Consider the following 11,404-nt stretch of genomic DNA (forward strand, 5'->3'; position numbering starts at 1 on the left):
TTGACCCAGTCTACTCGTGTCAACGGCTGTTCGCCCGGGGGCGAAGCATGTCATGAGGCGCCCGGTCGGGCCCGCCCCGCCGTCGCGCGGCTAGGCTGGGACGACGGCCCCGCGCCGCGACGCCCCGGCGTCGGCCGGGGCCGCACCCCGACGCTCCCGATCCGCCAGGAGAGAACCCGTGACCGACGCCGCGCAGCCGTCCACCCCCCCGACCCTGGACCGGGTGGCCCCGGCCCGCGGGTTCGTCTACTCGGAGCAGGACCGCCGGATGGTGGACACGCTCAAGGCGCTCTCGGCGGACGCCGTGGAGAAGGCCGGGCACGGCCACCCCGGCACCGCGATCTCGCTGGCCCCCGTGGCGTGGCAGCTGTACCAGAACGTCATGCACCTGGACCCCACGGACGACCGCTGGGAGGGCCGGGATCGCTTCATCCTCTCCGCGGGCCACGCCTCGCTCATCCAGTACCTGCAGTTGTTCGCCGCGGGCGCCGGGCTCGAGATCGAGGACATCCAGGGGCTGCGCACCGAGGGATCCAGGACCCCGGGCCACCCGGAGTACGGCCACACCCACGGCGTCGAGGTGACCACGGGTCCGCTGGGCCAGGGCCTGGCGATGGGCGTCGGCTTCGCGTACGAGCAGCGCCGCGTGCGCGGGCTGATGGACCCCGACGCCGCCCCCGGCACCTCCCCGTTCGACCACCACGTGTTCGTGCTCGCCTCCGACGGGGACATCCAGGAGGGCGTCGCCGCCGAGGCCTCCTCGCTGGCCGGGCACCAGGAGCTCGGGAACCTGGTCGTCGTCTACGACGCGAACCGCATCTCGATCGAGGACGACACGGACATCGCGTTCACCGAGGACGTGGTCCGCCGCTACGAGGCCTACGGCTGGCACGTGCAGGAGGTCGACTGGACCAACGGCGCCCAGGGCCACGCCGTGACCGAGTACACGGAGGACGTGGAGGCCCTGTACGACGCCCTCGTCGCGGCCAAGGCCGAGACCGGCCGGCCCTCGCTGATCAAGCTGCGCACCGTGATCGGCTGGCCCTCCCCCACGAAGCAGAACACCGGCGGCATCCACGGCTCCAAGCTCGGCACGGACGAGGTCGCCGGCCTCAAGGAGAGCCTCGGGCTGGACCCGACCAAGACCTTCGACGTCGACCCCGAGCTCCTGGCCCGCGCCCGGTCCATCGCCGAGCGCTCGGCAGAGTACCGCCGCGGCTGGGAGGTGGCGTTCCAGGCCTGGCGCGAGGCGAACCCGGAGAACGCGCGGCTGTACGACCGACTGGCCGGACGAGAGCTGCCCGCTGGCTTCGCGGACGCGTTCCCGTCCTGGGACGCGGACGAGAAGGGCCTGGCCACGCGCGCGGCCTCCGGAGAGGTGCTCACGGCCCTCGCGCCGGTCATGCCCGAGCTCTGGGGCGGCTCGGCCGACCTCGCCGGGTCGAACAACACCACCATGAAGGGCGAGCCCTCCTTCATCCCGGCCCGCCGCTCCACCGCCACGTGGCAGGGCCACGAGTACGGCCGCACCCTGCACTTCGGCGTCCGCGAGTTCGCGGCCGGGGCGATCGTCAACGGCATCACGATCGGCGGCCTGACCCGCGCGTACGTGGGCACGTTCCTGACGTTCTCCGACTACATGCGCCCCGCCGTCCGCCTGGCCGCCCTCATGGGCACCCCGAGCACGTACGTGTGGACGCACGACTCCATCGGCCTCGGCGAGGACGGCCCCACGCACCAGCCGGTGGAGCACCTGGCCGCCCTGCGGGCCATCCCCGGGCTCGACGTCGTCCGCCCGGCCGACGCCAACGAGACCGCGTGGGCGTGGCGGACGGTGCTCGAGCACCGGGACCGCCCGGCCGGGCTCGTCCTGTCCCGGCAGAGCCTGCCCGTGCTCCCCCGGGACACGGACGGCTTCGCCCCCGCCTCGGGCGTGGCCCGCGGCGCCTACGTCCTCATCGACGCCACGGATGCCGACGGCGCGCCGACGCCGGCCCGCGCGCTGCTGATCGCGACCGGCTCCGAGGTCTCCGTGGCCGTGCGGGCCCGCGCGCTGCTGCAGGCCGACGGCGTCCCGACCCGCGTCGTCTCCGCCCCCTGCCTCGAGTGGTTCGCCGAGCAGGACGAGGCCTACCGGGCCGAGGTCCTGCCCGACGGCCCCGACGCCCCGGTCCGCGTCTCCGTCGAGGCCGGCATCGCGATGCCGTGGTTCGAGCACACGGTGACGGCCTCCTCCCCGGGCGCCCGCGTGAGCCTCGAGCACTACGGCGAGTCGGCCGACGGCGCCCGCCTGATGGAGAAGTACGGATTCACTGGCGAGCACGTCGCCGAGGTGACCCGCGGCCTCCTCTGAGGCCCGGCGCCCACGGCGCCCCGAGCACGTCCACCCCGAAGGGAAGGCACCCGCAGACCATGAGCACCCCGCAGAACCCGAACACCGCCGCGCTGGCCCAGGCCGGTGTGTCGATCTGGCTCGACGACCTCTCCCGCACGCGGCTGGACGAGGGCACGCTCGAAGAGCTGATCGCCACCCGCTCGGTCACCGGCGTCACCACGAACCCGTCCATCTTCGCGGTCGCCCTCGCGGACGCGGGCGCCTACCAGGGACAGCTGCGCGACCTCGCCGCGGCCGGCGCCTCGGTGGACGAGGCCGTCGTCGCCCTGACGACCGAGGACGTGCGCCGCGCCGCCGACGTGCTCGCGCCCGTCCACGAGCGCACCGGCGGGGCGGACGGCTTCGTCTCCCTTGAGGTCGATCCGCGCCTGGCCCGCGACGCCGCCGGCACCGTGGCGCAGGCCCGCGAGCTGGCGGCGGCCGTCGACCGTCCCAACCTCATGGTGAAGATCCCCGCGACCGTGGAGGGCCTGTCCGCCATCGCGGACGTGCTCGGCGCGGGCATCAGCGTGAACGTGACCCTGATCTTCTCCCTGCCCCGCTACCGCCGGGTGCTCAACGCCTGGCTCACCGGCCTGGAGAAGGCCCGGGCGAACGGGCACGACGTCCGCCGCCTCCACTCGGTGGCCTCCTTCTTCGTCTCCCGTGTGGACACGGAGGTCGACGCGCGGCTGCGCGCGATCGGCACCCCCGAGGCCGAGGCGCTGACCGGCCGGGCCGCCGTCGCCAACGCGCGCCTGGCCTACCGAGCCTTCGAGCAGGCCCTGGACTCGGAGCGCTGGCGCCTGCTCGAGGCGGCCGGCGCCCCCGTGCAGCGGCCCCTGTGGGCCTCCACCGGCGTCAAGGACCCCGCCCTGCCGGACACGCTGTACGTCACCGAACTCGTGGCACCGCACACCGTGACCACCCTGCCGGAGAAGACCCTCGAGGCGGTCGCCGACCACGGGGTGATTGCGGCGGACACCGTCACGGGCGCCTACGCCGAGGCCGATGCCCTGCTCGACGCGGTCGGCGCGGCAGGCGTGTCCTACCAGGACGTCGTGGACGTGCTGGAGACTGAGGGCCTGGAGAAGTTCGAGGCCGCGTGGGACGAGCTGCTCGGCTCGGTCCGCTCCGGGCTCGACGCCCATCGCTGACCGCACCCGCCCCCCGACCCCGCCGCCCGCTCGCCACGCGCACGGAAGGACCCCCCATGAGCACCCTCGGCCTCACCGCCACCGGAGCCGCCCTCGAGGCGATCGACCGCCATCTGCCCGCCCTCCTCCAGGACCGCGTCGCCTCCCGCCTCGGGGCGCAGGACGCCGACCTGTGGGGGGCGCCGGCCCGCGACGAGGCCGCCAAGCGGCTCGGCTGGATCGACCTGTTCGAGGACTCCCGCGCCCTCGTCCCGCACATCGCCCAGCTGACCCGGGAGCTGCGCGCCGAGGGCGTGGACCGCGTGGTCCTGGCGGGCATGGGCGGCTCGTCCCTGGCCCCCGAGGTGATCGCGGCGACGGCCGGCGTCGAGCTCGAGGTCCTGGACTCCACGGACCCGCTCCAGGTCTCCCGCGCCCTCGAGCGCGACCTCGAGCGAACCGTGCTGGTGGTCTCCTCCAAGTCCGGCTCCACCGTGGAGACCGACTCGCAGCGCCGCGTCGTCGAGGCCGCGTTCCGCGACGCCGGGATCGACCCCCGCACCCGCCTGGTCGCCGTCACGGACCCGGGCTCACCGCTGCACGCCGCGTGCGAGTCCGCCGGCTGGCGCGCCGTCTTCACCGCGGACCCGACCGTGGGCGGGCGTTTCTCGGCCCTCACCGCGTTCGGCCTGGTCCCCACCGGCCTGGCCGGCGTGGACGTCGCGGCCCTGCTGGACGACGCGGAGGCCGTGCTCGACCTGCTGATCGCCGACGACGAGGACAACCCGGGCCTGCAGCTCGGCGCGGCCCTGGGCGGCACCCGCCCGCTGCGCGACAAGCTCGTCTTCGCCGACCACGGGTCCGGCATCGCCGGACTGCCGGCCTGGATCGAGCAGCTGATCGCCGAGTCCACGGGCAAGGACGGCACCGGGCTGCTGCCCGTCGTCGTCGCCCCCGGCGACCCCGAGACCGTGTGGGACACCCCCGACCTGCTGCAGGTGCAGCTCGTCGGCGAGGACGACGTCGCGGCCCCGGGCCACGGCGTGCAGGTCGCCGGCTCGCTCGGCGCCCAGCTGCTGCTGTGGGAGGTGGCCACCGCGGTGGCCGGCCGCCTGCTCGGGATCAACCCCTTCGACCAGCCGGACGTGGAGGCCGCCAAGGCCGCCGCCCGCACCCTGCTGGACGGCCCCGCCGCCGAGCGGCCGGCCGACGGCGAGGTGGAGGGTGTCGAGGTCTCCGGCCCGGCGTCCGTGACCTCTGCCCCGGACCTGGCCGGCGTGCTGCGCGCCACGGCGGCACTGGTGCCCGAGGGCGGCTACCTGGCGGTCCACGCCTACCTCTCCCGTCATGACGACGCCGAGCTCGAGGAGCTGCGCGCGGACCTGGCGGACCTGGTCGGCCGCCCGGTCACGTTCGGCTGGGGTCCGCGGTTCCTGCACTCCACCGGACAGTTCCACAAGGGCGGCCCGGCCGTCGGCGTGTTCCTGCAGATCACCGGCGACGCCGGCCTGGACCTCGAGGTGCCCGGCCGCCCGTTCTCCCTGGGCAGGCTCATCGCCGCGCAGGCAGCGGGCGACGCCCGGGTGCTGGGCGATCTCGGCCGCCCCGTGGTCACCCTGCACCTGCGCCGCCGCGACGCGGGCATCGAGGCCCTGAGGAGCGCCGTCCGTGGCCGGTGAGTCCCGGACCGCCCCCCGCAACCCGCTGCGCGACCCCCGTGACCGGCGCCTGACCCGCATCGCGGGCCCGTCGGCGCTCGTGCTGTTCGGCGTGACGGGCGACCTGGCGAAGAAGAAGCTCCTGCCGGCCATGTACGACCTGGCCCAACGCGGCCTGCTGCCGCCGGCGTTCTCCCTCGTCGGCTTCGGTCGCCGCAGCTGGTCCGACGAGGAGTTCGCCGACTACGTGCGCGCCGCCGTCGAGGCCTCCTCCCGGACCACGTTCGACGAGACCGTGTGGGACCAGTTCCAGGGCGGTCTGCGCTTCGTCTCCGGCGCGTTCGACGACGAGGCTGCCTACGTCCGTCTCGACGAGGTGCTCGCCGAGCTCGAGACCTCACGCGGCACGCGGGGGAACACCGCGTTCTACCTCTCCATCCCGCCGGACTGGTTCGAGGCCGTCTCCCGCCACCTGGCCGACCAGGGCCTGGCCGACCGGTCGCAGCCGGCCGAGGGCCCGTGGCGCCGCGTGGTCATCGAGAAGCCCTTCGGCCACGACCTGGCCAGCGCGCAGGAGCTCAATGCTGTGATCGAGCGCGTCTTCCCCTCGGACGCGGTGTTCCGCATCGACCACTACCTCGGCAAGGAGACGGTGCAGAACATCCTCGCGTTCCGGTTCGCCAACCGGATGTTCGAGCCGCTCTGGAACGCGGAGCACGTGGACCACGTCCAGATCACGATGGCCGAGGACATCGGCATCGGTGGACGGGCGAGCTACTACGACGGCGTGGGCGCGGCGCGCGACGTCATCCAGAACCACCTCCTGCAGCTGCTCGCGTTCACCGCGATGGAGGAGCCGATCTCGTTCGACGCGGACCATCTGCGCGCGGAGAAGGAGAAGGTCCTCGAGGCCGTGACCGTCCCGGACACGCCCGAGGGACTCGCGGCGGCCTCCGCCCGCGGCCAGTACACCTCCGGCTGGCAGGGCGGCGAGCGGGTCACGGGATTCCTCGACGAGGAGGGCTTCAACCCGGCGTCCGTCACGGAGACGTACGCCGCGCTCAAGGTGGGCATCCGCACGCGGCGCTGGCAGGGCGTGCCGTTCTACCTGCGGGCCGGCAAACGCCTCGGCCGGCGGGTGACGGAGATCGCCGTCGTCTTCAAGAAGCCCCCGCACCTGCTGTTCCCCGTCCACGACGGGGACGAGTTCGGGCAGAACATCATCGTCATCCGGGTGCAGCCGGACGAGGGCGTCACCATCCGCTTCGCGTCCAAGGTGCCCGGCACGCAGACCGAGATCCGCGACGTCACGATGGACTTCGGCTACGGCCACGCCTTCACCGAGGACTCCCCCGAGGCGTACGAGCGTCTCATCCTCGACGTGCTCCTCGGGGAGCCGCCGCTGTTCCCGCGCCAGGCCGAGGTGGAGCTGTCCTGGCGGATCGTGGACCCGTTCGAGGAGCACTGGGCGAGCCTGGGCACCCAGCCCGAGCCCTACGCCCCGGGCACGTGGGGACCGCCCTCGGCCGACGCCCTCATGGCCCGCGACGGACGAAGCTGGAGGCGCCCGTGAAGATCCGCATGCACGACACCACCACCTCCCAGGTGGCCAAGCGCATCACGCAGCTGCGCGAGAAGAGCGGGGTCGTGGCCCTCGGCCGCGTCCTCACGCTCGTGATCAGCACGGACGACGCCGGCATCGAGTCCGCCGTCCAGGCCGCCAACGCGGCCTCGCTCGAACACCCGTGCCGCATCGTCGTCCTGGCCCTGGGCGACCCCGCGGCCCCCACCCGCCTGGACGCCGAGATCCGGGTCGGGGGCGACGCCGGCGCCTCCGACGTCGTGGTGCTGTGGTGCGCCGGGGAGAACGCCCACGCCGACGAGTCGCTCGTCTCCGGGCTGCTCCTGCCCGATGCGCCCATCGTCGTGTGGTGGCCCGGGGTGCCACCCGGGGTCCCCTCGGCGACGGCGCTCGGTCGCCTGGCCCACCGCCGGATCACGGACACGGCCTCGGCGTCCGCGGCCGAGCCCGCCCTGTGGGCTCTGCGCGCGGGCCACCATGAGGGGGACACCGACCTGGCCTGGACGCGCCTGACGCTGTGGCGGATCCAGGTGGCCGGGATCTTCGACACGCTCGACGTGGCCACCCTGCGCTCGGTGACGGTGGACGGGGCGCCGGACTCCCCCAGCACCATGCTGCTCGCGGCGTGGCTCACCCTGACCCTGAAGGTGCCCGTGACGATCGCGCACTCGAAGGTCGGCCACGGGATCCGTGCGGTGCGCCTGCGGTGCACGGACGGGGACGTGGTGCTCTCCCGCTCGCAGTCGCAGGTGGCCCGGCTCTATCAGCAGGGCCGGCCGGTGCAGCGCATCTCCCTGCCACGCCGGACGATCCAGGACTGCCTGGCCGAGGAGCTGCGCCGCCTGGACCCGGACGAGGTCTTCGGCGCCGTGCTCCACCAGGGCCTGCCGCGCACGGACCTCTCCCCCGTGCAGGCCTCCGAACGCTGAGGGGCCCCCGGCGCCCCACCGGTCCGGGACGCGCGAACGCCCCGCACGGATCTTCCGTGCGGGGCGTTCGCGTCGGGGCCCGGCGGGGCGGCCTCAGGACTCCATGGTCAGACGCGGCAGGACGCCGAGCAGGGCGATCACGACACCCCAGGCGACCACGGAGCCGACGGTCAGGCGGGTGAGCAGACGCTGGGCGGAGCCCGAGGAGCTCATCGAGCTGGTCACGCCGCCGCCGAACATGTCCGAGACGCCGCCGCCGCGGCCCTTGTGCAGCAGGATGAGCAGCACGATGACCACGCTGAGCACGACCACGAGGATCTGCAGGGCCAGGGTCAGGACGTCCACGGGAGGGCTCCTCGGGTCGAGGTGCGGCCCCGGCGCGCGCCGGGGCCGTCACGGAGAATGCGGTCGGTCGGGCCGGACGGATCAGGCCTGGTCGAACCGGACGATCTTAGCAAACTCGTCCGCGTCGAGGCTGGCGCCGCCCACGAGGGCGCCGTCCACGTCTGGCTGCGCCAGCAGCGCCGGCGCGCTGGAGGACTTCACGGAGCCGCCGTAGAGGATCCGCAGTCCGGCGGCGACGTCGTCGCCGTGCAGTGCGGCCACGCGGGCGCGCAGGGCCGCGCACATCTGCTGCGCGTCCTCGGGGCCGGCGACCTCGCCCGTGCCGATCGCCCACACGGGCTCGTAGGCGACGACGACGCCGGCCACGTCCTGCGCCGACAGGCCCGCGATCGAGCCCTCCAGCTGGGCGAGCGTGTGCTCGACGTGCCGGCCGGCCTGGCGCACCTCCAGGCCCTCGCCCACGCAGATCACCGGGGTGAGGCCGTGGCGCAGGGCCGCGGCGGCCTTGCGCGCGACGAGCGCGTCGTCCTCCCCGTGGAGGGTGCGACGCTCGGAGTGGCCCACGATCGCGTAGCGGCACCCCAGCGCGGCCAGGAACGCGCCGGAGACGTCGCCCGTGTAGGCGCCGGCGTCCTCGGGCGAGAGGTCCTGCGCGCCGTAGACGAGGTCCAGGCGGTCGCCGGTGACGAGCGTCTGCACGGACCGCAGGCCCGTGAAGGGCGGGAACACCGCGACCTCCACGGCCTCCTGGTCATGGTCCGCGTCCGAGAGGAGCCACGTGAGGCGCTGCACCAGGGTGACGGCCTCGAGGTGGTCCAGGTTCATCTTCCAGTTGCCCGCGATCAGCGGCACGCGCGTGGTCTGCTCCGCCATGCTCACGCCCGCCCCTCGCCGGCCAGGGCGGTGACGCCCGGCAGCTCCTTGCCCTCGAGGTATTCGAGGGAGGCGCCGCCACCGGTGGAGATGTGGCCGAACGCGTCGTCGGCGAAGCCGAGCGTGCGCACGGCCGCCGCGGAGTCGCCGCCGCCGACCACCGACAGGCCGCCGGCCCCGGAGGCCTCGGTGAGGGCCTGCGCCACCGCCCGGGTGCCCTCCGCGAAGGCCGGGAACTCAAACACGCCCATGGGGCCGTTCCAGAACACGGTCTGGGCGCCGCGGATCTGCTCGGCGAACGCCCGGGCCGTCTCGGGGCCGATGTCCAAGCCCATGGCGGACGCGCCGTGCGCGCCCGAGGTGAGGGCGTCCGCGGCCAGGACCTCGTGCTCGGCGTCGGCCGCGAAGCCGGAGGCCATCACGATGTCCGTGGGGAGCACGATGCGGGCGGCCCCGGCCTCGGAGCGGCGCAGGTATTCGCGAACGGTGTCGAGCTGGTCCTCCTCGAGCAGGGAGGCGCCCACCTCGTGGCCCTGCGCCTTGAGGAAGGTGAAGAGCATGCCGCCGCCGATCAGCAGCATGTCGGCCTTGTCCAGCAGGTTGTCGATCACGGCCAGCTTGTCCGAGACCTTCGACCCGCCCAGCACGACGACGTAGGGCCGCTCCGGGGACTCGGTCAGGCGGGTGAGCACCTCGAGCTCGGCGGCGACCAGCGGGCCCTGGTAGGCCGGCAGCTGCGCCGCGACGTCGAACACGGAGGCGTGCTTGCGGTGGACCGCGCCGAACGCGTCGCCCACGTAGGCACCGTCCGCGCCGGCCAGGGCAGCCATCTCCCCGGCGAGTGCGGCGCGCTCGGCATCGTCCTTGGAGGTCTCGCGGGCGTCGAAGCGCACGTTCTCCAGCAGCAGCACCTGGCCGTCCTGCAGGGCGGCGGCGTGGGCGCGCGCGTCGTCCCCGGTCACGTCTGCGGCCAGGGCGACGTCGGCGCCCAGCAGCTCGGCCATGCGCGCGGCGACCGGACGGAGGGAGTACGCGGGGTCGGGCTCACCCTTGGGGCGGCCCAGATGGGCCATGACGATCACGCGGGCCCCGGCCTCCGCCAGGTCCCGGATCGCGGGCAGCGAGGCACGGATGCGGCCGTCGTCGGTGACGGTGTCCCCGTCCAGCGGGACGTTCAGGTCGGACCGGATGAGCACGGTGCGGCCGGCGACGCCGGCCTCGAGCAGATCGTTGAGGGTCGATGCGGGCATGATGCCTCCTGGGGTGCCGGAGCGGGGTCGGTTCACGGTGCAGTCTAGGGGGACGGCCCGGGCCGACGGAGGAACCGTCGGCCCGGGCCGTCGGGCGCCGTGCGGGCTCAGAGCTTCGAGCCGATGAGGTCTGCGAAGTCCATGAGCTGGGAGGTGTAGCCGTACTCGTTGTCGTACCAGCCGATGATCTTCACGGTCTGGCCGATGGACTTGGTCAGCGGGGCGTCGAAGGTGCACGCCGCCGGGGAGGTGATGATGTCCGAGGACACGATCGGGTCCTCCGAGTAGACCAGGCGGCCCTGCAGCGGACCGGACTCCGCGGCCTTCTTGAACGCCGCGTTGATCTCCTCGACCTCCACGTGGCGCGTCAGCTCCACGGTCAGGTCGGTGGCCGAGCCGGTGATGGTGGGCACCCGCATGGCGAAGCCGTCGAGCTTGCCCTTCAGCTCCGGGATGACCTCGCCGATGGCCTTGGCCGCGCCCGTGGAGGTGGGCACCATGTTCTGGGCGGCGGCGCGCGCCCGACGGCGATCCTTCTTGTGCACGTTGTCGTGCAGGTTCTGGTCGCCGGTGTACGCGTGGATCGTGGTCATGATGCCGTCCACGATGCCGAACTCGTCGTTGAGGACCTTCGCCATCGGGGCCAGGCAGTTCGTGGTGCACGAGGCGTTCGAGACGATGTGCATCGTCTCCGCGTCGTAGGTGTGCTCGTTCACACCCATCACGAAGGTGCCGTCGACCTCCTTGGCGGGAGCGGAGATGAGGACCTTCTTGGCCCCGGCGTCGAGGTGGGCCTGCGCCTTGGGGCCGGTCGTGAAGATGCCGGTGCACTCGATGACCAGGTCCACGCCGAGCTCACCCCACGGCAGCTTCGTCGGGTCGGCCTCCTGGAAGAACGCGACGTCGCGGCCGTCGATGCGGAACCCCTTCTCGGTCCGCTCCAGCTCGCCCGGGTAGCGGCCCAGGATGGTGTCGTACTGGGTCAGCCAGAACAGGTCCTCGGGGTCGGCGAGGTCGTTCACCGCGACCAGCTCGAGGTTCTCGTGGCCGCGGTCCCTGAGCACGCGCACGATGTTGCGTCCGATGCGGCCGTAGCCGTTGATGGCGATCTTGGTCATGGTGGTCTCTCTCGTTAGTTCGCGTTGCGTGGTCCCCGTGGCGGTGGGTCCGGGGCGGTACGGTCGAGCGGTCGCGCCCGGTCCGGGCGCGCGGTGGGGACAGGGCCGGAGCGCCGAGCCCCTCCCCGCATCGGGGCGC

At 73.6% G+C, this 11,404-nt stretch carries 9 protein-coding genes; 5 read left to right on the top strand and 4 right to left on the bottom strand.

Annotation, left to right across the window (positions count from 1 at the left end; translation table 11 throughout):
- Positions 1-178: 178 nt before the first annotated feature.
- The 5 genes from tkt to NR072_RS03260 are packed head-to-tail and all read left to right on the top strand — an operon-like array spanning position 179 to position 7,679.
- Entirely contained in the window at positions 179-2,353 is a 2,175-nt protein-coding gene (gene tkt, locus NR072_RS03240; protein ID WP_036315272.1) for a transketolase, read from the top strand.
- A 59-nt stretch (positions 2,354-2,412) separates the two neighbouring features.
- Positions 2,413-3,531: a transaldolase gene (gene tal, locus NR072_RS03245; RefSeq protein ID WP_063189246.1), complete on the top strand. Its 1,119-nt coding sequence runs from the start codon at positions 2,413-2,415 to the stop codon at positions 3,529-3,531.
- Between the two features lie 56 nt (positions 3,532-3,587).
- On the top strand, positions 3,588-5,189 hold the full coding sequence (locus tag NR072_RS03250; protein WP_256836112.1) for a glucose-6-phosphate isomerase: 1,602 nt from the start codon (positions 3,588-3,590) through the stop codon (positions 5,187-5,189).
- On the top strand, positions 5,179-6,741 hold the full coding sequence (gene zwf, locus NR072_RS03255; protein WP_036315281.1) for a glucose-6-phosphate dehydrogenase: 1,563 nt from the start codon (positions 5,179-5,181) through the stop codon (positions 6,739-6,741). The genes NR072_RS03250 and zwf overlap by 11 nt, the downstream gene beginning before the upstream one ends.
- Positions 6,738-7,679: a glucose-6-phosphate dehydrogenase assembly protein OpcA gene (locus NR072_RS03260; protein WP_036315284.1), complete on the top strand. Its 942-nt coding sequence runs from the start codon at positions 6,738-6,740 to the stop codon at positions 7,677-7,679. The genes zwf and NR072_RS03260 overlap by 4 nt, the downstream gene beginning before the upstream one ends.
- Before the next feature lie 93 nt (positions 7,680-7,772).
- On the opposite strand, the gene secG is transcribed toward NR072_RS03260, so the two are convergent.
- The 4 genes from secG to gap all read right to left on the bottom strand — a co-directional run bounded on the left by secG (position 7,773) and on the right by gap (position 11,265).
- Positions 7,773-8,024 (bottom strand): preprotein translocase subunit SecG, encoded by a 252-nt coding sequence (gene secG / locus NR072_RS03265; RefSeq protein ID WP_036315286.1) that lies wholly within the window; start codon positions 8,022-8,024, stop codon positions 7,773-7,775.
- 81 nt (positions 8,025-8,105) lie between these two features.
- Complete coding sequence (tpiA, locus tag NR072_RS03270; RefSeq protein ID WP_010078716.1) at positions 8,106-8,897, bottom strand: triose-phosphate isomerase; 792 nt, start codon at positions 8,895-8,897, stop codon at positions 8,106-8,108.
- Positions 8,898-8,899: 2 nt separating this feature from the next.
- Positions 8,900-10,147: a phosphoglycerate kinase gene (pgk, locus tag NR072_RS03275; RefSeq protein ID WP_225348479.1), complete on the bottom strand. Its 1,248-nt coding sequence runs from the start codon at positions 10,145-10,147 to the stop codon at positions 8,900-8,902.
- 107 nt (positions 10,148-10,254) lie between these two features.
- Positions 10,255-11,265: a type I glyceraldehyde-3-phosphate dehydrogenase gene (gene gap, locus NR072_RS03280; RefSeq protein WP_041105191.1), complete on the bottom strand. Its 1,011-nt coding sequence runs from the start codon at positions 11,263-11,265 to the stop codon at positions 10,255-10,257.
- Positions 11,266-11,404 lie beyond the last annotated feature (139 nt).

It is taken from the genome of Micrococcus sp. Mcc89, from assembly GCF_024519795.1.
GTDB lineage: Bacteria > Actinomycetota > Actinomycetes > Actinomycetales > Micrococcaceae > Micrococcus > Micrococcus luteus.

Coding starts and splice junctions, on each gene's coding strand:
- pgk (WP_225348479.1), bottom strand. CDS start 10,147: ATGCCCGCATCGACCCTCAACGATCTGCTCGAGGCCGGCGTCGCCGGC.
- gap (WP_041105191.1), bottom strand. CDS start 11,265: ATGACCAAGATCGCCATCAACGGCTACGGCCGCATCGGACGCAACATC.
- tal (WP_063189246.1), top strand. CDS start 2,413: ATGAGCACCCCGCAGAACCCGAACACCGCCGCGCTGGCCCAGGCCGGT.
- tpiA (WP_010078716.1), bottom strand. CDS start 8,897: ATGGCGGAGCAGACCACGCGCGTGCCGCTGATCGCGGGCAACTGGAAG.
- NR072_RS03250 (WP_256836112.1), top strand. CDS start 3,588: ATGAGCACCCTCGGCCTCACCGCCACCGGAGCCGCCCTCGAGGCGATC.